The following is a 23334-nucleotide window of genomic DNA, read 5'->3' as shown; positions in this document are numbered from 1 at the left end:
TTTTGCAACCCCGTGTTGCTCGAGCAATCGCGGCTAAAGAGCGCACAAACTCTTACAATGCGAAGCCTCCGATGACCAAACCAAACGAGATACTGATTACGGAAGATGCCGATATCGCGCAGGCTGCCTATTGCCTGAAAGCCATGTCCCATCCGCTGCGACTCAAGATTTTATGCACTTTGGGGAACAATAAAGTCAGCGTTCAGGACATCGTCGAGCAGGTCGGCACGACTCAGAGCAATATCTCTCAGCATCTGGGCATTCTGCGCGATAAAGGTATTCTCGCCTGTAAGAAAGACGCTAACCGCGTGTACTATTACGTTGACGACGAGCGCACACTGCAGCTGATCAAGCTGATGAAAGAAGTATTTTGTCATCATTAGTTGGAGCCGAATTTTCTCTATGACTGTCACACCCGACCGCCTGTTGGAATTCCTGGGCAATCACTGGATCATGGCCAGCGGTTTGCTCATTGTTACGATTTTGCTGATTCAGGATTTTATCGACAGCGCCTTCCGTAAACACAAAGTAATCTCGCCGACGGAAGCCGTAAACCTGATGAATGATGAAAACACCATCATTATCGATGTCCGCGAACCGCACGAACATGCCAACGGCCATATCGAAAATGCGAAATTCATTCCCTTGGGCAAACTCGAGGAACGAGCACAGGAATTGGAGGCATACAAACAAAATCCCGTTATCGTAACCTGCCAGTCCGGCACGCGATCTCCCCAGGCCTGCAAGAAACTGACCGGTTTAGGCTTCACCCGAGTGTTTGAAATGAAAGGCGGCATGCTCGCATGGGAAGACCAAAAATACCCTGTCGTTAAGAAGCGGAATAACAAGTAATTCGCCCTCTCCCGATTTTTCCAAGCTTACGAAACAAATAAGGATTATCCATGGCCGAAGAAACCACTCAGCCAGAAAGACAGTTCGTCCTGCAAAAGATTTACGTTAAGGACGTCTCTTTCGAGACGCCGAATTCGCCGGAGGTATTCACGCTCAAATGGGAACCGAAGGTCGAATTCAACCTGTCGAGCAATGCGCAAAAGCTTCAGGAAAATCTGTACGAGGTCAGTCTCACCACGACGGTAACCGTTAAACTCGGCGAAAAAACCGCTTATTTGGTGGAAGTCTGCCAAGCGGGGATTTTCGCGATGGCGGGCTTCGACGACCAAGAACTCGGCCCTCTGATCGGTAGCTACTGTCCGAACGTTCTCTTTCCGTATGCGCGCGAGGCCGTTTCCGATCTCGTGACCAAGGGCGGTTTCCCGCCCATGCTCCTTGCCCCCATCAATTTCGACGCCTTGTACATGCAGCAGATGCAACAGCAGCAGGGCTCCGCCCCCACAAGCCATTAACGGGATAGTCCGCAATCGCCCACATGACAGCTGTATCAGTTCTCGGCGCGGGCTCATGGGGCACAGCCCTAGCCCTTTTGATAGCCCGCAACGGCCATCCCACTGTGCTTTGGGGGCATCGCCCCGAACATTTGGCCAAACTCAACGCCGCCCGGTGCAACGAGCGCTATTTACCCGGTGCGCGCTTTCCCGACAACCTCCGGGTCGTCGCGAATCTGGAAGAAGCCGTTAAGACCGCGGAAATTCTCGTAGTTGCGGTGCCCAGCCATGCATTTAGAAACCTCCTGATGGACCTGGCACCGCATCTCACCCCGGAATCCAAGATCGCATGGGCCACGAAAGGTCTGGAACTGCAAAGCGGAAAGCTTTTGCACCAAGTCACGGAGGACGTTCTGGGACCCGACATTCCCGCCGCCGTGCTGTCCGGCCCAAGCTTCGCCCGCGACTTGGCCGCCAATCTCCCGACCGCCATTACGGTAGCGTCACGGGAGATCGAATTCGCCAAAATGCTGGCGGGGCTGCTTCATAACAACCGATTCCGCGCATACACCACCGAAGACATCATCGGCGTTCAGTTGGGCGGGGCGACCAAGAACGTACTGGCTATCGCCGCCGGGGTCGCCGACGGCCTGGGCTTCGGCGCCAACTCCCGTGCGGCGCTGATAACCCGCGGACTCGCAGAGATGATGCGCTTGGGTTTGGCATTGGGTGGCAAACCGGAAACCTTCATGGGACTTGCCGGTGTCGGCGATCTCATTTTGACCTGCACCGACAATCAATCTCGAAACCGGCGCTTCGGCCTCGGGCTCGGCAAAGGGCTCCCGCGAGAGCAAGTCGCGGCCGAAATCGGCCAAGAAATCGAAGGGATTCTTACTACGAAGGTTATTTACCAGCTGGCGCAAAGTCTCGGGATCGAGATGCCGATTACCGAACAGACCTACAAAATCCTTTACGAAGGGCTCGCGCCTTTAGAGGCCGTCAACAATCTACTCCTGAGAGAACAGAAGCCGGAAGCCTTGGCCGGTTGAGCCTGCTTCGGTCAAACCCGTTCAATCGCTCCCGAAAAGCCGTTCTGCCGCCATGCTTCGTAAAGCACCAACGCTACGGTATTGGACAGATTCAGGCTGCGGCTTTCCGGTTTCATAGGCACGTAAAGAAGGCGCGGCTTCGGCAAGGAAGCCAGCAAGGTTTCCGGCAATCCCCTGGACTCCGGACCGAACAGCAAGGCGTCATTCGGGCGGAAGTCGGCATCCGCGTAGCAGCACCGCCCTTTGGTGCTGAGCGCGAACAGCCGCTCCGGCCGAACCCGTTCCAAGAATTCATCCAGTCCCCCGTATTCCCGCACATCTGCCCATTCCCGATAATCGAGGCCGGCGCGCCGCAACCTGGCGTCATCAAGCCGGAAGCCCAAGGGATGGATGAGATGCAGCCAAGCGCCCGTGTTGGCGCAGAGACGGATGATATTCCCTGTGTTCGGCGGTATTTCCGGCTCGTAAAGGACGATGTGGAACACGTTAGGACTTATTCACACCGAGGGCGGATCGGCTCCAGTTTCCAAATGTCGCGGTTGTACTCCGAAATCGTGCGGTCGGTGGAAAACTTGCCGCCAGCAGCGCAGTTTAGGATGCTCATTCTTGCCCACTGCTCTTGATCGAGGTAAGCAGCGGCCGCGCGCCTCTGGGCTTCTACGTAACTTTGAAAGTCGGCAGCCGTCATCCAAGGATCGTGCGGGCTTTTTATGGCATGGATGATGGGATCGAAAATTCCCGGTTCGAATTGGTTGAAGTGCCCGCTTTCCAAGAGATGCATCACCCGGCGCAGGTCGTCATTGCCGTTTATGACGGACTCGGGATCGTATTGGCCTCGCTTCGCCTCCACCTCCTCGGCGGTGAGGCCGAACAGGAAGAAATTCTCGGCCCCCACTTCCTGACGAATCTCGATATTGGCGCCATCGAGAGTACCGATAGTCAGCGCCCCATTCAGCATGAACTTCATGTTGCCGGTACCGGACGCTTCCTTACCCGCGGTCGAAATCTGTTCGGAAAGATCGGTGCCGGGACAAATGTATTCCATCGCAGTCACCCGGTAATTGGGCAGGAAGGCCACCTTGAGCAGCTCGCCGGCCGCAGCATCGCGATCGATCACATTGGACACATTACTGATCAATTTGATGATTCGCTTCGCCATGGCATAGCCCGGTGCCGCCTTGCCGCCGAATAGGACGCACCTCGGCGTCCAATTGGCCGTATCGCCGCGCTTAATGCGGTCATAGAGGTGAATGACATGAAGTACGTTGAGCAACTGGCGCTTGTATTCGTGTATCCGTTTAACCTGAACGTCGAACAGCGCATCCAGTTCGATATCCACGCCCAGCTCCGCTTTCTTATAGCGTAAGAGACGCTCCTTGTTATGGCGCTTGATTTCCCTCCAGCGTTGGCGAAACGCAGAATCATCGGCATATGCGGCCAGCTTGCCGAGTTGGGACAGATCGGTCAACCAACCCTCGCCTATCGTTTCCGTGATCAACGAGGCAAGCTTGGGATTACACCCGGCCAGCCAGCGGCGAGGCGTAATACCGTTGGTCTTGTTGTTGAACTTATTCGGCCACAGTTCGTAAAAATCGCGAAACAGCCCTTGCATGAGCAGATTGGAGTGAAGCTCCGCCACCCCGTTGACCGAAAAGCTCCCGACGATGGCCAGGTAAGCCATGCGAACCTGTTGCTCCCAGCCTTCCTCGATCAGGGACATCCGCGCCAATCGGTCCAGATCGCCCGGCCAGCGGTTGGCGACCTCACCCAAGAATCGCGCGTTGATGTCGAAAATGATTTCCAGCAACCGCGGCAACAATTGCCGGAACAGGCGCACCGGCCATTTCTCCAAGGCTTCCGGAAGCAGTGTGTGATTGGTATAAGCCATGGTACGCGAGGTGATGGCCCAAGCCTCATCCCAATGCAACCCATGCTCATCCATCAAAAGGCGCATCAGCTCGGCCACGGCGATACTCGGATGGGTGTCGTTGAGCTGAAAACAATTCTTTTCCGCAAACCGACTGAAGTCCTCGCCATGCACCAGCACCCATTTGCGGATGACGTCCTGAAGACTGGCCGAAGCCAAAAAGTATTGCTGGCGTAGTCTCAACTCCTTTCCGTTCTCGCTTGCATCATTGGGATACAACACCATGGTGATGTTTTCCGCCATGTTCTTGGAACGGACCGCTTCGGTGTAATCTCCGGCATTGAAGTCTTGTAGGTCGAATTCATCCGTGGCAGCCGCTTTCCACAGGCGCAGCGTGTTAACCGTACCGTTCTTGTAACCGGGAATCGGGATGTCGTACGGAACTGCGAGCACATCGTGGGTATCCACCCAGCGCCTCCTCGGGTGGGATTCGTCGCCGCCATAAGTGTCCGTCCGCCCGCCGAAACGTATCCGCACCGTCAGTTCCGGACGCTCCAGCTCCCAGACGTGGCCGTTCCGCAGCCAATGATCGGGCTCCTCGACCTGATGGCCATCCTCGATGTTTTGCCGAAACATGCCATATTCGTAACGGATGCCGTAGCCCATCACCGGCAACTGCAGCGTCGCACAGCTATCTACGAAACAAGCAGCCAGCCGACCCAGCCCGCCGTTACCCAATCCGGCATCTTGCTCGCTCTCGACGATCTCCTCTAGATCCAGCCCCAGGTCGTGTAAAGTTTCGTGCAGAGGATCGTCGATCCCGAGATTGAGCGTGGCGTTACTCAAGGTCCGCCCCATCAAGAATTCCATGGATAAATAGTAAGCACGCTTGCAGTCCGCTTCCTCATAGGCGTAATGCGTATTCTTCCACCGCTCCATCAAGCGGTCGCGGACCGTCAAAGCGACCGCCGTGTAGGCATAGTGCGCGGATGCGCAGTACTTGTCGCGGCCGAGCGTGTAGCTGAAATGACGGCGGATGTCCACGGCCAAATCCTTGGCCTTCAACCCCAAGGCAGGCAGCTCGGTCAACCACGGTTTTCGCTTACTATTCACAAGACTTCGGTTTGGCATAGTCGGTCCGCTTATTTGGCAATTTCAGATTGGGCACGAAAAGCTCGTCGTTCCTCTGCGGCTGTCCGCAGACGACAAAGCCGGAAAGGGGCGATTATCGCATCAAAGCCGGAGCTGTTGACGATAAGCTTGCCGGTACTCGATTTCCTACACGTCCAGACTCAGCTCGCTGATCTTTCGTGTCAATGTATTGCGGCCGTAACCTAATAACTTTGCTGCTTCCTGGCGACGCCCGCGGGTGAATTGTAACGCCGTGGCGATCAAAATCCCTTCGGCTGAATCTATAGCTTCCTTTGCGACATTTCTATCCCCACGCCTCAAGCGCTTATCGACCCATTGCCGGAAACAATCTTCCCAACTGTCGACGACAGTAGAGGTACTCGCCTTAACACTCAGTAATTCCGGCGGCAGATCGTCCAGATGAACCTCCTTGCCCGCCGCCATAACCGTGATCCAGCGACAGGTATTCTCCAACTGACGCACGTTGCCCGGCCAATCGAGCCGACAAAGATAGTCCTCCACATCCGGCAACAAGACTTTTGTTTCCACCTTCAGCTCTTGACTGGCCTCCTTGAGGAAATGGTTCAGCAATAAAGGAATATCCTGGCGACGCTCCCGCAAGGGCGGGAGGTGAATGCGGATGACGTTTAATCTGTGGAACAAGTCCTCCCGGAAACGGCCTTCGGCGACAAGCGTATCCAGATTTTGATGAGTGGCGGCAATAATGCGGACGTCCACCTTGACCGGTGCGTGCGCACCAACGGGAAAAAACTCGCCGTCGGCCAACACGCGCAACAAACGGGTCTGCAAATCCGCGGGCATATCGCCGATCTCGTCCAAGAACAACGTGCCTCCGTCGGCTTGTTCGAAACGCCCGGCGCGGCGAGCCTGCGCGCCGGTAAACGCACCGCGTTCGTGGCCGAACAATTCGGATTCCAGCAGATCGCGGGGGATCGCCGCCATATTGAGGGCGATAAAAGGCTTGTCGGCCCGTGGACTATGGCGGTGCAGCGCCCGCGCAACCAACTCTTTCCCGGTCCCCGATTCGCCGTTGATCAGAACGGTGATGTGGGAGCGGGCGAGTCGCGCGATGGCGCGAAAAACCTCTTGCATGGCCGGCGCCTCCCCGATGATTTCGGGCGTTTCCTCGGCCACCTCGGGCGGACCTTGCTCTTGCCGCGCGCGCTGACTTTGTGCGCATGCACGCTGCACCAGATCAACGGCATCGTCCACATCGAACGGCTTCGGCAGATATTCGAACGCGCCGCCGTGGAATGCCGAGACCGCGCTCTCCAGATCCGAGTGCGCCGTCATGATGATGATGGGAAGTTGCGGATGCTTGATCTGCAGCTGCCGCAAAAGCTCCAGCCCGTCCATGCCCGGCATCCGAATATCGGTCAATATGGCATCGGGCTTGCCCTGATCGAGAGCATCGAGCAATCCGCCGGCGTTCGAAAAACAGCGCGCGTGTATCGATGCCTTTTGCAAGGCCTTTTCCAAGACCCAGCGGATCGAGCGATCATCATCAACCACCCATACTTGGGCTGAACTACTCATGGTCCTTCTCCAAAGGCAGGAAAATAGAAAAAACCGTGTTGCCCGGGGAACTCGAGCACTCGACCAATCCACCATGCTGATTGATCAAGGACTGTGCGATCGACAGGCCTAAACCGGTACCGTCAGCGCGCCCGGTTACCATCGGGTAAAAAATCTGACCGAGCAACTCCGGCTTGATACCCGGACCATCGTCGATGATGTCGATCTTGACGGCCATCGGGTTGCGCCTATGACCAATGGTCACCTGGCGATGGATGCGCGTGCGAATCAGGATGTGCCCTTTCTTCCCTACCGCCTGCGCCGCGTTGCGCACGATGTTCAAGATCGCTTGAATCAGCTGATCGCTATCGCCATTCACCAACGGCAAACTCGGGTCGTAGTCTCTTTCGATGACGACGCTTGGAGGAGCCTCCACCTGCACCAACTGACGCACTCTCTCCAGTACCCGGTGGATATTGAGCCGGCTTTTCCGCGGCGGTTTGTTGGGCTCAAGCATCCGGTCGACCAGCGATTGCAGGCGGTCGGATTCCTCCATGATGATTTTCGTATACTCCCGCATCTCTTCTTCGACCAACTCCCTGTCGAGCAACTGCGCCGCACCGCGCAGACCGCCCAAAGGGTTCTTTATTTCGTGGGCCAATCCCCGCAAAAGCATGCGAGCGGCGTTCTGCTGCGCCAGAAGCTGCTCTTCCATGGAGATGCGCAAATGCCGATCCACCTGTTCAATCTGCACCAATGCGGCGACCGGTTTATCCTGCTCCAGCATCGGCGTGATCGTGAAATTGACCGTAATAGCTTGAGACGGAAGACCCAACGACAAATTTCGCTTGGTCAACGATTCACCCTGTTGCAAGGTTCGTTTCAAATCTTTCTCGATGTTCTGATCGTATAGAAAGAAAAGCTCTTTGGCCCCCGAACCCAGAACCTGTCGTGCACTCACTGCGAACAACATTTCCCCGGCCACATTGATATAAATCAGGCGGTACGCGGGATCGAAAACCAACACGGCGTCCGTTAAATGATCGAGGATGCGTTGATATAGTGGAATGGGATCTGGGTTATTCATTACGATTTGAAAAGCAAGATGGAGGCCAATTGTCCATGCAAGCTGCGCTTGATTGTAGGTGCCTCAAGACCTATAGAACTCAGCAGCGGACACTCGCGGCCACAGAACCTCAGGCAATGCGCACCATTTTGGTGCATATTAGACCGATTTGCTGAAACATCTGTTCCATTTGAAGTTATTTCGGAATTGACCAATATAGATAATCCAACACTCGACAAAGGCGCTACTGCCCGAGCCAGTCACTTTTGAGCTTCACATTCGCCCTTTCGGACTTGTCACTGGGATAGACAGCCTTGTTTAGCCGAATGAATCGCCAGACTACTCTTTACGCGAGCTCTCTATAGCGTCTCGGATTTGGAAAATACCCGAACAAAAAAAAACGCCCCATAAAGGGGCGTTTTCAGATTCGGGCCGAATAGCCGTTTAGAGGCTGTAATACATATCGTATTCAACCGGATGCGTGCTCATGCGCAGACGGGTGACTTCCTGCATCTTGAGGTCGATGTACGCATCGATCGCATCATTCGTGAAGACGCCGCCGCGGGTCAGGAATTCGCGATCCGCGTTCAATGCATCCAGCGCCATATCAAACGCATGACAAACCTGCGGAATGCTCTTCTCCTCTTCCGGCGGCAAATCGTAAAGATCCTTGTCCATGGCGTCGCCCGGGTGAATCTTGTTTTGGATACCGTCGAGACCGGCCATCAGCATGGCTGCGAAAGCAAAATATGGATTGGCGGTGGAATCGGGGAAACGAACCTCGATGCGGCGCGCTTTCGGATTAGTGACATACGGAACGCGGATCGATGCCGATCGGTTGCGGGCGGAATAAGCCAACATGACCGGCGCCTCGAACCCCGGCACCAAGCGTTTGTAGCTGTTGGTGGACGGGTTGCAGAAGGCATTCAAAGCTCTCGCATGCTTGATAATGCCGCCGATGTAAAACAGCGCCAACTCAGAAAGGCCGCCATACAAATCACCGGTAAACAAGTTCACGCCACCCTTGGACAGTGATTGATGAACATGCATGCCGTTGCCGTTGTCGCCGACCAGCGGCTTCGGCATGAAGGTCGCGGTCTTGCCGTAAGCGTGAGCGACATTGTGTACCACGTATTTGAGGGTAAGCACCTCATCCGCCTTCCGGACCAACGTACCGAACTTGACGCCGATTTCGCACTGTCCGGCGGTCGCCACCTCGTGGTGATGAACCTCGACGATCAGCCCCATTTCTTCCAGCGTATTGCACATGGCCGCGCGCAAGTCCTGCATGGAGTCAACGGGCGGCACCGGAAAATAGCCGCCTTTGATGCCGGGACGATGGCCGATGTTGCCGTCTTCGTAAACTTTTTCGGTGTTCCAACTGGCTTCTTCGGAATCGACTTTATAGAACGAACCCTGCATGGAAACGCCCCAGCGCACATCGTCGAATACGAAGAATTCGTTTTCTGGCCCGAACAGCGCGGTATCCGCGATGCCCGTGGATCTCATGTAAGCTTCAGCACGTTTGGCGATGGAGCGAGGATCGCGCTCATAACCCTGCATGGTAGAGGGCTCGACGATATCGCAGCGCAAAATCAGGGTTGGATCGTCGAAAAACGGATCGATAACCGCCGTCGTCGGATCAGGCATCAGGATCATGTCCGACTCGTTGATGCTCTTCCAGCCCGCAATAGACGAACCGTCGAACATCTTGCCGTCTTCGAACATGTCCTCGTCCACACTGTGCGCCGGAATGGAAACATGCTGTTCCTTGCCCCGAGTGTCGGCAAACCGCAAATCAACGTATTTGACCTCCTTTTCCTTCATCAGCTGAAGTACATCTTGTGGCGTCATTCTTTATCTCCCGAATATTAGGGTTGTAAAAATCTCAAGCGGGTAATTAAACAAAAATTGTACCAATAGAAAAACGCTGTTATCTCCCGGAATTACAATAGTGCAACAACTTGTTCGCAAAACAAAAACGCACCATTAATGTGCATACGACCCATTTCAGTGCCGTTTACGGAAGAAATCCGCGAATTCCCGCCACGCCCTGAGCCCCATGGGACTTTGCAACGTCCACATCCGCTGGAGACACCCCCCCCAAAGCGAAGACCGGAATATTTACCTGATCCACCAACTCGGCAAAAGTTATCCATCCTAGCGGCACGGCATGGGGGTGGGTGGGCGTGGACAGCACAGGGGCAAGAACGGCCAGATCGACGCCGATTCGCTCCGCGTGCTTCAGTTCACCGAGATTGTGACAAGATGCGGCAACCCACCGGGCTTTCTCCAATGGCCGTTCACTCAAGCTCATCAGTCTTTGTGCCGTAAGATGAAGCCCCGCGGCGGACGTCCCGACCACCCAGCACGGATCCGCATTCAGAAGTAGGATCGCGCCCCGTTCCCGGCAGTACTCCACAGCATAATGCGCCAACGCCTCGTATTGGTGCACACCCAATCGGCGCGCCCGTAATTGGATCAAACCGGCTCTGCGCGACACCAGATGGTGCAAACGCTCGCGCAAAAGCGCCTCATCGCCCGATTCATCGTCCAGAATCGCATACTGATCGGGAAGTCTGGCAGCCGTTACGATGGGGCGATTCGCGGCCGGAAATGCGAAGCCGGGCAATTCGTCTGGCGAAACCCAACGAATCGGCTGTCCCTGCATGCCGATTGGCGTCCCCTCGAACCGGTCCACCCGCCACACATCCAGCAGTACGCAACGCTCCGGATAAGCGTGACGAATCCGAATCAAGGGCGATGCCTCTATCACTTCGAGGTTAAGCTCCTCGCGGATTTCTCTGGATAAAGCTTCCTTTGCGGTTTCGCCGGCTTCCAGCTTGCCTCCCGGAAACTCCCAAAGATCCCCTTGATGGACGTGGGCGAGGCGCCGCGCAATGAGAATTTGGCCGAGTCCGTTCCGGATGACACCGGCGGCTACATGCAACTCGGAGCAACCGCTCACCGGGATACGTTCAGCCTCGACTAGGTTCGATATTCCGCGTTGATGCGGACGTAATCGTAAGAGAGATCACACGTCAGGACACGCTGATGCGCGCTCCCCCTCCCCAGCACAACGCGAATCAGGATGTCATTCTCAGACATCACGGCTCTCCCGGCCTCCTCGGTGTAGCCCATGGCGCGTCCTCCATTTTCCACGATCAGCACGTTCCCCAACCATATAGAAACGCCCGATATATCGAGATCGGCGCAGCCTGAACGACCGATCGCAGCCAAAATCCGGCCCCAGTTCGGATCGCTGGCGAAAAAAGCGGTTTTGACCAGAGGCGAATGGGCGATAGTCTTGGCCACATTCCGCGCTTCGGTTTCATCCCTGGCCTCTTGGACCTCTATCCGCATCACCTTGGTGGCGCCTTCGCCGTCCCGCACGATGGCTTCAGCCAAGTCTTCACAAACCTCCCGAACCGCTCGGGCCAGGAGAGGGAAATCCACGCTTTGCCGGCTAAGTTCGGGATTACCGGCTCCGCCCGTTGCGAACAGAACGCAGGCGTCGTTAGTCGAGGTATCGCCGTCCACCGTGATCAAATTAAAAGAACCGTCGGCGGCGTCGCTCAAGCAAGCCTGCAAACTAGCCGGTTCAACCTTCGCGTCGGTGGCAATGAAGGCCAGCATGGTGGCCATATCGGGGTGAATCATGCCGGCGCCTTTGGCGATGCCAGTGACGGTCACCGATACTCCAGCCAGATTGACAGTCCGGCTTGCACCTTTAGGCCGCGTATCGGTCGTCATGATGGCCCTTGCCGCGCGCGTCCATCCCGCCTCGTCCAAGGCGCTCAGGGCTTTGGGCAAAGCCGATTCGATCTTTTCCACCGGAAGATATTCGCCGATTACACCGGTCGAGAAAGGAAGCACCTGCTCGGCCGCCGCGCCGGTCAGCCGGCCGAGCGTCCGGCAGGTCCGACGAGCATCGTCCAGCCCTCGCTGGCCGGTTCCGGCATTGGCATTCCCGGAATTGACCAAGAGCCAGCGTGGATGGTGTCCGAGATGATCTCTCGCCACGATCACCGGCGCGGCGCAAAAGGCATTTCGGGTAAAAACGGCCGCACAGGTAGACCCTTTGGCTGCTTCGATCACCACGATATCGTCACGATCGTTCCGCTTGATGCCGGCACAGGCCGCACCGAGCCGGACGCCTTTTACGGTTGCCAGGGTCAACTCTTCGCTCAAGACGCTCATACGCGGCGATTTCAATCCAATTTGCCGTGGCAGTGCTTAAATTTCTTCCCGGAACCGCAAGGGCAAGGCTCGTTACGGCCCACTTTGGCGACGTCCCGGATATAAGGCTGTGCGGGCCGTGGTTTAACCGGCTTTTCCTCGACCTCCGCCTCTTCAGGTTCCGCAGTCAGTGCGTGTGCCTCGGCATGTTCGAAATGCATTTCTTGAGGTACGGCGCGGCGCTGTTCCTCCATGACATTGACTTCTTCTTCGCTGTGCACCTGAACCTTGGATACGATGCCGATCACCTCGTGTTTAATCCCGTCCAGCATGGAGGTGAACATCTCGAACGCTTCGCGCTTGTATTCCTGCTTCGGATCCTTCTGCGCATAACCGCGTAGATGGATGCCCTGGCGCAGATGGTCCATGGCCGCCAAATGCTCTTTCCAGGCGTTATCGAGAACTTGCAGCATCACCGTTTTCTCGAAATGACGCATGACCGATTCGCCTATAACGGCACTCTTTGCCTGATAAACCGCATCCAGCTGATCGATGATTTTCTGGAGCAGGCGGTCCTCATCCAGCCGCGAATCTTCATCCAGCCATTGTTGCGCCGGCAGCTTCGATCCGAGTTCCCGCAATAGCGTGTCTTCCAGACCCTTGACGTCCCACTGCTCTTCCAGGGTGTGCGGCGGAATGAACTGGGTGAATATCTGGCCGACAACGTCCCGACGCATGTTCGTGATCGCCTCGGAAATATCGTCCGCCTCCATCAGTTCGTCACGCATGTGATAAACCACCTTGCGCTGATCGTTGGCGACGTTGTCGTAATCCAGCAACTGCTTGCGGATGTCGAAGTTGCGCGCTTCAACCTTGCGTTGAGCGCTCTCGATCGCCCGTGTCACCCATGGGTGTTCGATCGCCTCGCCTTCCTTCATTCCCAGCTTTTGCATGAGCACGGCCACCCGATCGGAAGCGAAAATCCGCATCAAGGGATCTTCCAAGGACAAATAAAACCGTGATGAGCCGGGGTCACCCTGCCGTCCGGACCGTCCCCGCAACTGGTTATCAATGCGCCGAGATTCATGCCGCTCCGATCCGATGACGTGCAAGCCGCCTGCTTCCACAACCTGAGCGTGACGGACTTTCCACTCCTCTTTCAAGCGAGCGACGGACCCCTGATCGCTGGGATCGATAGCCGCCAAATCCTCTTCCAGGCTGCCGCCGAGAACGATGTCGGTGCCGCGGCCCGCCATGTTGGTCGCAATAGTGACCGCACCGGGCTGACCGGCTTGCGCAATGATATGAGCTTCCTGCTCGTGATGCTTGGCGTTCAGCACCTGATGCGGAATGCCTTCCTTACGGAGGAAAGTCGCCAAGAGTTCCGAGTTTTCGATGGATGTAGTCCCCACCAGCACCGGTTGGCCGCGTTTCACGCACTCGCGGATATCCTCGATGATGGCGCCGTATTTCTCACGAACGGTGAGGTAGACGAGATCGCCGAGATCTTGGCGGACCATGGGCCTATTGGGCGGGATGACGACAACTTCGAGGCCGTAAATCTGATGAAACTCCGGGGCCTCGGTATCGGCCGTACCGGTCATGCCGGCCAGTTTTTCATACAGGCGGAAATAGTTCTGAAACGTGATGGAGGCCAGCGTCTGGTTTTCGTTTTGAACCGGAACGTTCTCCTTAGCCTCGATCGCCTGATGCAGCCCTTCGGACCAACGACGTCCCGGCATCGCGCGGCCGGTGAACTCGTCCACGATGATGACCTGATTTTCCCTAACGATATAGTCGACATCCCGCTGGAACAGCGCGTGAGCCCGCAATCCGGCATTGATGAAATGCATGAGCCTGATGTTGACGGCGTCGTACAGGCTTTCGTCTGCATTGATCAATCCCTGCTGAACCAGCAACTGCTCGATGCGCTCGTGCCCCTCCTCCGTGAGGTAGACTTGCCGGGATTTTTCGTCGACGCTGTAATCGCCGCGAGCGCCTTCTTTTTCCTGACGCTTGAGATGAGGAATAAAGGCGTTGATCTTATGGTAAAGGTCGCTGCGGTCCTCGGTCGGCCCCGAAATAATGAGAGGCGTCCTGGCTTCGTCGATCAAGATGGAGTCGACTTCGTCGACGATCGCAAAATATTTTTCCCTCTGCACCCTCTGGTCGCGGGAAAATGCCATATTGTCCCGGAGGTAATCGAAGCCGAACTCGTTATTGGTACCGTAGGTAATGTCGGCCGCGTAGGATTCCCGGCGCTGCTCCGCGTTCAGACTGCTGACTATGACGCCCACGGAGAGTCCGAGGAAGTTATAGAGCTTGCCCATCCATTCGGAGTCTCGGCGCGCCAAATAGTCATTGACGGTGACGACATGTACGCCTTTACCGGGCAGTGCATTCAGATAAGCGGCCAGGGTGGCGACCAGCGTCTTGCCCTCGCCGGTTTTCATTTCCGAGATCTTCCCGTCATGGAGCACCATCCCGCCTATCAACTGAACATCGAAGTGGCGCATGTTCAGAACGCGGCGAGATGCTTCCCTGACGGCGGCGAAAGCCTCTGGGAGTAACGCATCGAGCATCTCACCCTCGTTCAGGCGGTCTCTGAATTCTTGGGTTTTCCCTCGTAACGCCTCATCGGATAGATTCTGGAACTGAGGTTCCAGCGCGTTGATCTTCTTGACGAGTTTTCTTTTTCTATTGATGATTCGCTCGTTGCGACTGCCAACGATTTTCTTTACTAGCTTGCCTAGCATTGCGGTTTAATTCCGAGTCCAAACGAAAAATAATCCAACGATGATACCGCAAAACCATGGTATTTATAATGAGTCGAGGGCCATATCAGACGTTGGCGAGAAATTGAGGCAAATTCGAACAGGTTTGCTGGGTTCGATTCGGCTAACCGCGACTACCATGGAGGGCTGATTTCGAAGATGCGCCAACCAGAATCCGTTGCCGGTCTATTTCAAGGCGCCGCGATCCAAGGGCTCCTGATCCAGGTAGAAAAACACCGCCGCGTACTCGATGTGGCAAAAAGAGCACTGCCAGGCTTTCTTGCGGACCATTGTGTAGACTGCGTGGTCAAGCCGGACCGCCTGATTCTTTACGTGGACTCGCCGGCTTGGGCCTCACAAATACGCTTTTATGCCTTGCACCTCTTATCCAAGGTTCAGCAATCGACCGGATACCGGTTCAACGATTTACTGATTCGTAACGCACTGCCTGCCGCAGCAAGACCTCTCGACAAACCAGTTCTCGCCTTGCCATCCGGCTTCGCCGCCGAGGTACTGAAAAATAGCGCATTGTCGACATCTTCCGGGGAACTTAAGGAAGCGCTGCTGCGGCTGAGCGCAACAGTGCAGGCACTGAGGAACGCCGACCCCGGAAAAGAAAATCAATAAAAAACAGCGTCGAAAATTCAGCCGACAGAGATCGTTTGCCCCTGGACTGATGCCCAAATTACGGGCACGCGAGAGAAGTCCAACCCGGCGGCTGGATAAGAATCGGCTTCCCTGCCGCATTTCGATAAGGATTTAACACCGATCGTTCGCCTGGACCTGACCAGTCCAGAGAGAAAAGGAATCAGCCAGCGGCCTGCGCCGCCCTCATGAAATAAATCGGCAGAACGTCGTCTTCCATGTAAGTCACCGATTCCCAGGCATCCCTTTGCTTGAGCAGCTCCATCAGCAGTCGATTGTTCAAACCATGGCCGGATTTATGGCCGGTAAACGAACCGATCAGACTGTGTCCGAGGAGATAAAGGTCCCCGATCGCATCCAGAATCTTGTGTTTTACGAACTCGTCGGCGTAACGCAACCCATCTTCGTTCAAGACGCGGTAGTTATCCACCACTATCGCATTATCCATGCTGCCTCCCAGGGCCAGCCTGCGTTTGCGCAAGGCTTCGATATCGCGCATAAAGCCAAAGGTCCTCGCTCGACTCACTTCCTTAACAAAAGATGTCGATGAAAAATCGATGCTGGCCGTTTGCACATCCTTGCGAAAAGCCGGATGTTCGAAATCGATCGTAAAGGTAACTTTAAAGCCGTCATAAGGCTCAAAACTAGCCCACTTATCACCGTCTTCAACCCTAAGTTTGCGCTTTATCCGAATAAAACGCTTCGGTGCGTTTTGCTCCTCCACGCCCGCCGACTGAATGAGAAACACGAATGGGCCGGCGCTGCCGTCCATAATGGGTACCTCCGGCGCGCTCACATCGACATAGGCATTGTCGATTCCGAGCCCGGCGAACGCCGATAGGAGATGCTCGACGGTGGAAATCTTCACGTCCCCCTTGACGAGGGTTGTCGATAGGGTGGTTTCGCCGACATTTTCCGGCCTTGCCTCGATGATGACGGGTTCAGGCAAGTCCACGCGCCGGAATACAATACCCGCGTTAGGAGCAGCCGGACGGAGGGTCAGATAGACCTTCTCTCCGGTGTGCAACCCGACTCCGGTACCTCTAATAACGTTCTTTAGTGTTCTTTGCCTGATCATTCGACTCACCTATCTTGTCTGACTATCCCCAAAAATCCCTCATATAGCCCTGCACAGTTTAAACCGCCCAAGCATACGAACTACGCAGGGCTCAGACCAGTGGGGGCGGACCGAAGCGTCCTCGCTACTTTCTCAATCGGCCTGACGGCGCAAGAACGCCGGAATATCTAAGTAATCGAGATCCATATCCTTCTTCGCTTCCGCCCGAACATCATGCTTGGGCTGCTTGCGAATTACAGTCGGACGCTGCAATTGATCATAATCGATCTCACCCGTGTGCTTATGCACCAACTTGATCGTCGCTTCGTTCGCCTGCCGCTGGTTGTTTAGTCCCGTCGCCACCACCGTAACGCGCACTTCATCGTCCAGCTCCGGATCGATGGCCGTACCGATCACGACGACCGCGTCATCCGAAGCGAAGTCTCTTATGGCGTCGCCCACCTCGCTGAACTCGCCGATCGAGAGAGTTTGGCAGGCCGTAACGTTGACCAGAACGCCACGCGCGCCCTGAAGATTGATGTCTTCGAGCAAGGGACTGGCGATGGCTTTTTCGGCTGCCTGGCGGGCACGGTGCTCGCCGGTACCCACACCGGTACCCATCATCGCCATGCCCATCTCGGACATTACCGTACGCACATCGGCGAAGTCCACGTTGATGAGCCCCGGCCGGGTAATGAGATCGGCGATGCCCTGCACCGCGCCGAGCAGGACATCGTTCGCGGCAGCGAAGGCATTGATCAAGCTGACGTCTTTGCCCAATACCGGCAACAGCTTCTCGTTCGGAATCGTAATCAGCGAATCGACGAATTGACCGAGCTCCTCGATGCCTCTTTCCGCCACGCTACGCCGTTTCTTGCCTTCGAACGGAAACGGTTTGGTGACCACGGCAACCGTAAGAATACCCGCTTCCTTGGCAATCTCGGCAATCACCGGAGCCGCTCCAGTCCCGGTTCCGCCGCCCATGCCGGCGGTAATAAACACCATGTCCGCACCTTCCAGAACTTCCATGATGCGATCGCGATCATCCAAGGCGGCCTGTCGGCCGATTTCCGGATTCGCTCCCGCTCCAAGCCCCTTGGTCAGTGCATTTCCCAGCTGAATGACCGACTTGGCCCGAATGTTCTTCAAAGCTTGCGCATCGGTATTGGCGCATATGAATTCAACGCCCTCGACATGGCTGTTGACCATGTGGTTGAGAGCATTTCCACCACCGCCCCCGACGCCAATTACCTTGATAACCGCGTTTTGGCTATAAGAATCCACTAGTTCGAATTGCATTGTTTCCACCCCGTCTTAACTGCATTTCCACTCCGGGGAATTTTCGATCCTAAAAATTACCCGTGAACCAACTCTTCATCCTTGCCCACAACCCTTTAAAGCCCGTTCCCAAGGGCATATACCTCCCCGCCAGCGTCTGGTGCTGCTTGCCGAATAGAAGCAGTCCGACGCCCGTCGCGTAAATCGGATTTCGAACCACATCCGTCAGACCGGTGACATACTGCGGCAAACCCAGGCGTACCGGCATGTGGAAAATTTCTTCCGCCAACTCCACCAATCCCTCGACCTTGGCGCTGCCGCCACTCAGCACAATTCCCGCCGCGATCAAGTCCTCGAAACCGCTCCGACGCAGCTCTTGCTGCACCAGCAACAGCAGCTCCTCGTAGCGAGGCTCGACGATTTCAGCCAAATTCAAACGGGAAATCTGGCGCGCCGGCCTGTCGCCGATACTGGGCACCTCGATGGTGTCCTCCAGCTTGGCCAATTGGGTTAACGCACAAGCGTGTTTGATCTTGATTTCTTCGGCGAACTGGGTCGGCGTCCTAAGCGCCACCGCGATGTCGTTGGTTACCTGATCTCCGGCAATAGGAATGACGGCCGTATGGCGAATGGCTCCGTCGGTGAATACGGCCACATCGGTGGTTCCTCCACCGATGTCTACTAAGCATACGCCGAGATCCTTCTCATCTTCGGTCAGCACCGCCGTGCAAGACGCAAGCTGTTCCAGGATGATGTCCTCGACGTCCAGGCCGCACCGACGAATACATTTGATGATGTTCTGCGCCGCACTGACCGCGCCGGTTACGATATGCACCCGGGCTTCGAGACGGATTCCCGACATCCCGACCGGTTCCTTGATACCCTCCTGCCTATCGATCACGAACTCCTGCGGCAGGATGTGAAGAATTTTCTGATCCGCCGGGATAGCAACCGCGCGCGCCGAATCGATTACGCGATCCACGTCGCTCTGGGTTACCTCCTTCTCCTTGATGGCGACGATGCCGTGCGAATTCATGCTGCTGATATGGCTGCCCGCGATGCCCGCATAGACCGACTGAATCCGGCATCCCGCCATCAATTCGGCTTCCTCGACGGCACGCTGGATCGATTGAACCGTGGTCTCCAGGTTGACCACCACACCCTTTTTCAGGCCGCGGGACGGATGGGTACCGATACCGACCACCTCGATTTCACCGTCCTCGTTTATCTCACCGACGATGCAAGCCACCTTGGAGGTACCGATATCCAAGCCAACGATGAGATTCCGATCTGATTTTCTAGCCATTGCAATGAATCTTTGTTTTTAATTCACGTCAGGTATATATCCTGCTCCGAATTCGGCCGCGCGCGATGCAATCGGGTTGGGCCAGAGAAACAAGATCCGCTTGGGATTGCGGTCTGAAAATCACTGCAAACCCGTTCGGATAGCGCAAGTCCACTTTCTGGAGCGCCGCAATTCGCGCTTCGCCCAAGCGCGGCAATAACGTCAGCAAACGTTCCAGCGCAAGAGCCGGATCTTGTTTTCCGAACTCGATTTCCACGCCACTGGCCAGACGAGCGCTCCACGCCCGCCGCCCCGTGAGCTTCAAGGAATCGATTCGCATACCTTTCTGCTTTAACTTCCCGTTCAATAGATAAAGCATGCTCAAAAGCTGCTTTTCCTGTCCCGGTGGGCCGTCGAGGATCGGCAACTTAACATAGGACTGGATGTTTCCGGGCGAAAACCGCCCCCCGCGATCGTTGATCAGCCCGCCGTCGCTGGTGCGGGCAACCGGTTTTTGTTCAACGACTTTCAGCAGCAAGGTATCGGGCCAGAGTCGAGCAACCTGAACGCTGTCTAACCAAGGAAATGATTTGGCGGCTTCCTCAATGCCATGCGTATCCACTAGAAAATATCCAACCTGGGTCAACGGCAGCAAGGTCCTCGTGAACTCTGCCGCATCGAGATTCCGAATCTCCCCCTCCACGCGCACATAACGTATGGGCATGAAACCCTTGATCTGCCCGAGATCGACACTCATGGCAGCCAGACCGCAGAGAGCCACGACCCCAAAAAAGAACAATGCCCTGACGGGCACCGCTTTAGGCCTCGGCATCGCCCTCTCCGCGACGCGGGAAGCTCGTTTCCAATATTCGCCACGTCAAGTCCTCGAACGATAAGCCCGCCACTTTCGCCGCCATCGGAACCAAGCTGTGGTCGGTCATGCCGGGAACCGTGTTGACCTCGATCAACCACGGCTGGTTATCTTGATCGACCAAAAGATCCACCCGAGCCCAGCCGGTCACGCCGAGCGTATCGCAAGCTTGTAGAGCCAATTTCTGGAGAGCGGCCTCCTCTTCACGGGGAAGTCCGGCCGGACAGTGATAACGAGTGGTCTCGGCGCGATATTTGGCATCGAAATCGTAAAAAGAATGGGGCGTTTCCAAGCGAATCAACGGCAACGGCTCGCCGTCGAGCACGCCGGCTGTATATTCCCGACCGACAATCCAAGCCTCCGCAAAAACCGCGCAATTATAGTGTGAAGCGCGTTCCCATGCTTCCATTAATTCGATTTTATTTTCGGCCCGCCCCATTCCGATGCTGGAACCCTCTTGAGCGGGTTTCACGATGACCGGGAATCCCAGCAGATCGGCGCACCGGTCTACGTCCTCCGGCCCTTGAAGTTTCATCCAGCGCGGCGTCGGCAATCCCGCTCCGAGCCAGCACAGCTTGGTCCTGAGCTTGTCCATGCTCAAGGCCGACGGCAGGACACCGCTTCCGGTGTAGGGCAGTCCCAAGGCTTCCAGAGCCCCTTGAAGAACGCCGTCTTCGCCACCCCTTCCATGGATCACGTTGAACACGCGGTCAAAATGTTGTTCGAGCAGCGGCTGTATCGGATTTCTCGTTACATCTATGCCGACCGCATCGATGTTATTTTTCAACAAGGCCGCCAAAACCGCCTGACCGCTCTTCAAAGAAATTTCGCGCTCCGCGGCGGCACCGCCCATCAACACGGCAACACGTCCAAATTCAGCCGATTTCAGGATTCGCTTGCTCATTCAATCTCTCCTCGTCGATTTTTCGCCCACGATCCGAACTTCGGGAATCAAGTGCTGCCCGAATGTCTGCTCAACGGTCGTCTGGACGAACCCTATCAGAGCCTCGATATCGGCCGCCCTGGCCGCACCCGTGTTAATGATGAAATTGGCGTGTTTTTCGGAAACGCATGCATCGCCCATGCGATACCCCTTGAGCCCGCAGGCTTCGATAAGGCGCGCAGCATGATCGCCCACCGGGTTCCGGAACACCGAGCCGCAATTCGGCAGATTGATGGGCTGCGATGCGCTTCGTTTAGCCAGCAACGCCCGGATTCGTTCGCGGCTGGCAACCGCATCACCAGACTGAAGCCGGAGCTCACAAGCCAAAAACCATTCGTTCTCTGGCCCCTTCACGCTGCGGTAGCCAACGAGAAAGTCGCCCCCGCTGCGGTCCCGCAACGTACCGGAACGGTCGACCGTCACCACCCGCGCCACCAGGGGCCATGTCTCGCCGCCGAATGCCCCGGCATTCATTGCAAGGGCGCCGCCCATGGTGCCCGGAATTCCCGCCAGGAATTCGGCGCCGGTCAGTTCCTGTTCCGAACAAAATCTGGCCACGTGAGCGCAAGGCACGCCCACCTCGGCATAAATGCGTCCGGAACCTGAACGCCGGAGTACTCTCAAACGATTTCGGGTACAGATAACCGTACCTCTGATTCCGCCGTCCCGAACCAGCAGATTACTGCCCAGGCCCAGCCAGAAAACCGGTTCATTGGGAGGCAGCGAACGCAAAAACAGAACCAAATCGTCCGCGTCGGCCGGCAAGTAAAAGCGATCGGCCGGTCCACCGACGCGCCAGGAGGTGTGGTTCGCCAGTGGCTCGTTATAGCGCATCTCGCCCCTTAAACCGAGCGAACTGACCGCGCTTATCCCATCTTCGCAGACCGCAGTCACTGGACTGCTCCGACCGGCATGTCGGTCAAGCACAACGGCAATTCGACAGCAACTTGCCCGATGCTTCCGGCCCCGAGCGTCAAAACGACATCGCCCGGCTCGACTATGCCCGGAAGGATTTCAGCCAGGTCGCTTACCTTTTCGACGAAAACCGGATCGATCTGGCCTCGCACCCGGATCGCCCTCGATAATGCCCGCCCGTCCGCGCCGATTACCGGCGCTTCGCCGGCGGCATAGACATCGAGTAGCACCAGAACGTCGGTTTTGGACAGAACCTGCACAAAATCCTCGAACAGATCGCGCGTCCGCGTATAGCGATGCGGCTGAAACACCAATACCAGCCGCCGGTCCGGCCAGGCTTGGCGCGCCGAGTCGAGGGTCGCCGCAATCTCTCGCGGGTGATGCCCGTAGTCGTCGACAAAAGTGACGAAGGAGCCGCCGAAAGGTACCTCGGCATTGATCTGAAAACGCCGTCCAATACCCCGAAATCCCAGCAAAGCACGCTGTATGATCTCGTCGGAAATACCCAATTCTCCAGCGATGGCAATTACTGATAATGAATTCAATATGTTATGCCGCCCCGGGAGATTTAGGCTCACGTCGAGCGGTTCATCGCACCCCGACCTAAGCACCGAAAAATGCGAACGCAATCCGTCTTGACGGATATTCACGGCCCGGATGTCGGCTTCCGGACTGAAACCGTAGGTTTTCATCGGCTTACTGATTTCCGGCAGAATATCCCTGACGCCCGGATCGTCCAGACACAGCACGGCCAGACCGTAGAACGGCACATGATGCAAGAATTCGACGAAGGCCCTCTTCAGTCTGCTGAAATCACCGCTATAGGTCTCCATGTGGTCCCGGTCGATATTGGTGACCACGGCAATCATGGGCTGCAAATATAAGAAAGAGGCATCGCTCTCGTCCGCCTCGGCGACAAGATAGGAGCCTTTGCCGAGCTGAGCGTTGGTGCCTACGCTGTTGAGGCGCCCTCCGATAACGAATGTAGGATCGAGTCCGGCTTCGGCAAGTACGCTGGATGTCAGGCTGGTCGTCGTGGTCTTGCCGTGGGTGCCGGCTACGGCGATGCCGTAGCGGAACCGCATCAGTTCGGCGAGCATCTCCGCCCGCGAAATGACCGGAATTTTCTGGGAACGTGCAGCATCGACTTCCACGTTGGATCGATTGACGGCACTGGATACGACCACGACCTCGGATTCCGCGATATGCACGGGCGCATGACCGAAGAATATTTTCGCGCCGAGTTCAGCCAAGCGCCGTGTATTGGCATTTTCATTAAGATCCGAGCCCGAGACCTGATACCCGAGATTTAGAAGAACCTCGGCAATGCCGCACATGCCGGTGCCGCCGATCCCGACGAAGTGAATCCGACGGATGCGGTTCATGCCGTATTGT

20 protein-coding genes are annotated in these 23334 nt (G+C 56.1%); 5 read left to right on the top strand and 15 right to left on the bottom strand.

All coding sequences use genetic code 11. The annotated features are described in order from the left end of the window. The first annotated feature begins 71 nt into the window (after positions 1 to 71). Genes ACWJJK_RS03080 through ACWJJK_RS03065 form a run of 4 tightly spaced genes read left to right on the top strand, consistent with a single transcriptional unit; the run spans position 72 to position 2392 of the window. A complete protein-coding gene (locus ACWJJK_RS03080) occupies positions 72 to 383 on the top strand; it encodes an ArsR/SmtB family transcription factor (RefSeq protein ID WP_077728464.1) in 312 nt (103 codons plus the stop codon). Positions 384 to 402: 19 nt separating this feature from the next. Beyond that, positions 403 to 852, top strand: a complete 450-nt coding sequence (locus tag ACWJJK_RS03075) for a rhodanese-like domain-containing protein (RefSeq protein ID WP_077728465.1) — start codon at positions 403 to 405, stop codon at positions 850 to 852. Between the two features lie 50 nt (positions 853 to 902). Next, positions 903 to 1364 (top strand): protein-export chaperone SecB, encoded by a 462-nt coding sequence (gene secB, locus ACWJJK_RS03070; protein WP_077728466.1) that lies wholly within the window; start codon positions 903 to 905, stop codon positions 1362 to 1364. Between the two features lie 23 nt (positions 1365 to 1387). Beyond that, complete coding sequence (locus ACWJJK_RS03065; RefSeq protein WP_156880256.1) at positions 1388 to 2392, top strand: NAD(P)H-dependent glycerol-3-phosphate dehydrogenase; 1005 nt, start codon at positions 1388 to 1390, stop codon at positions 2390 to 2392. Positions 2393 to 2403: 11 nt separating this feature from the next. Here the strand turns inward: ACWJJK_RS03065 and ACWJJK_RS03060 are convergent, their stop codons facing one another. From ACWJJK_RS03060 to secA, 8 genes are all read right to left on the bottom strand, one after another. Continuing rightward, positions 2404 to 2877: a tRNA (cytidine(34)-2'-O)-methyltransferase gene (locus tag ACWJJK_RS03060; RefSeq protein ID WP_077728468.1), complete on the bottom strand. Its 474-nt coding sequence runs from the start codon at positions 2875 to 2877 to the stop codon at positions 2404 to 2406. Positions 2878 to 2885: 8 nt separating this feature from the next. Then, positions 2886 to 5390 (bottom strand): glycogen/starch/alpha-glucan phosphorylase, encoded by a 2505-nt coding sequence (locus ACWJJK_RS03055; RefSeq protein WP_077728469.1) that lies wholly within the window; start codon positions 5388 to 5390, stop codon positions 2886 to 2888. A 147-nt stretch (positions 5391 to 5537) separates the two neighbouring features. Continuing rightward, the gene (gene ntrC, locus ACWJJK_RS03050) at positions 5538 to 6947 is read right to left on the bottom strand and encodes a nitrogen regulation protein NR(I) (RefSeq protein ID WP_077728470.1); all 1410 of its coding nucleotides are present in this window, start codon (positions 6945 to 6947) and stop codon (positions 5538 to 5540) included. After that, on the bottom strand, positions 6940 to 8013 hold the full coding sequence (gene glnL / locus ACWJJK_RS03045) for a nitrogen regulation protein NR(II) (protein ID WP_133717633.1): 1074 nt from the start codon (positions 8011 to 8013) through the stop codon (positions 6940 to 6942). The genes ntrC and glnL overlap by 8 nt, the downstream gene beginning before the upstream one ends. Before the next feature lie 423 nt (positions 8014 to 8436). Beyond that, positions 8437 to 9846 carry a glutamate--ammonia ligase gene (gene glnA / locus ACWJJK_RS03040; RefSeq protein WP_454128634.1) on the bottom strand — a complete coding sequence of 470 codons (1410 nt, stop codon included), beginning with the start codon at positions 9844 to 9846 and terminating at the stop codon, positions 8437 to 8439. A 166-nt stretch (positions 9847 to 10012) separates the two neighbouring features. Then, entirely contained in the window at positions 10013 to 10960 is a 948-nt protein-coding gene (locus tag ACWJJK_RS03035; protein WP_077728473.1) for a Nudix family hydrolase, read from the bottom strand. Positions 10961 to 10980: 20 nt separating this feature from the next. Beyond that, the gene (gene argJ, locus ACWJJK_RS03030) at positions 10981 to 12192 is read right to left on the bottom strand and encodes a bifunctional glutamate N-acetyltransferase/amino-acid acetyltransferase ArgJ (protein ID WP_454128633.1); all 1212 of its coding nucleotides are present in this window, start codon (positions 12190 to 12192) and stop codon (positions 10981 to 10983) included. A gap of 11 nt (positions 12193 to 12203) precedes the next feature. Next, positions 12204 to 14927 carry a preprotein translocase subunit SecA gene (gene secA, locus ACWJJK_RS03025; protein ID WP_077728474.1) on the bottom strand — a complete coding sequence of 908 codons (2724 nt, stop codon included), beginning with the start codon at positions 14925 to 14927 and terminating at the stop codon, positions 12204 to 12206. Positions 14928 to 15104: 177 nt separating this feature from the next. On the opposite strand from secA, the gene ACWJJK_RS03020 reads away from it, so the two are divergent. Beyond that, on the top strand, positions 15105 to 15572 hold the full coding sequence (locus ACWJJK_RS03020) for a DciA family protein (protein WP_077728475.1): 468 nt from the start codon (positions 15105 to 15107) through the stop codon (positions 15570 to 15572). Positions 15573 to 15753: 181 nt separating this feature from the next. On the opposite strand, the gene lpxC is transcribed toward ACWJJK_RS03020, so the two are convergent. The 7 genes from lpxC to murC form a co-directional block, all read right to left on the bottom strand. Beyond that, entirely contained in the window at positions 15754 to 16668 is a 915-nt protein-coding gene (lpxC, locus tag ACWJJK_RS03015; protein WP_077728476.1) for a UDP-3-O-acyl-N-acetylglucosamine deacetylase, read from the bottom strand. A gap of 132 nt (positions 16669 to 16800) precedes the next feature. After that, positions 16801 to 17946, bottom strand: coding sequence for a cell division protein FtsZ (gene ftsZ, locus ACWJJK_RS03010; RefSeq protein ID WP_077728477.1), 1146 nt, complete (start codon positions 17944 to 17946; stop codon positions 16801 to 16803). A gap of 49 nt (positions 17947 to 17995) precedes the next feature. After that, complete coding sequence (gene ftsA / locus ACWJJK_RS03005; RefSeq protein WP_077728478.1) at positions 17996 to 19231, bottom strand: cell division protein FtsA; 1236 nt, start codon at positions 19229 to 19231, stop codon at positions 17996 to 17998. 28 nt (positions 19232 to 19259) lie between these two features. Next, the gene (locus ACWJJK_RS03000; RefSeq protein ID WP_156880264.1) at positions 19260 to 20042 is read right to left on the bottom strand and encodes a cell division protein FtsQ/DivIB; all 783 of its coding nucleotides are present in this window, start codon (positions 20040 to 20042) and stop codon (positions 19260 to 19262) included. Next, positions 20029 to 20985, bottom strand: a complete 957-nt coding sequence (locus ACWJJK_RS02995; protein ID WP_077728480.1) for a D-alanine--D-alanine ligase — start codon at positions 20983 to 20985, stop codon at positions 20029 to 20031. The genes ACWJJK_RS03000 and ACWJJK_RS02995 overlap by 14 nt, the downstream gene beginning before the upstream one ends. Continuing rightward, the gene (gene murB, locus ACWJJK_RS02990) at positions 20986 to 21858 is read right to left on the bottom strand and encodes a UDP-N-acetylmuramate dehydrogenase (RefSeq protein ID WP_077728481.1); all 873 of its coding nucleotides are present in this window, start codon (positions 21856 to 21858) and stop codon (positions 20986 to 20988) included. Positions 21859 to 21914: 56 nt separating this feature from the next. After that, the gene (murC, locus tag ACWJJK_RS02985) at positions 21915 to 23324 is read right to left on the bottom strand and encodes a UDP-N-acetylmuramate--L-alanine ligase (protein ID WP_454129031.1); all 1410 of its coding nucleotides are present in this window, start codon (positions 23322 to 23324) and stop codon (positions 21915 to 21917) included. Positions 23325 to 23334: the final 10 nt, after the last annotated feature.

This window comes from Methylocaldum gracile, assembly GCF_053646815.1.
The sequence above is the reverse complement of the archived record's forward strand: the minus strand, read 5'-3'. Positions and strand labels throughout refer to the sequence as shown.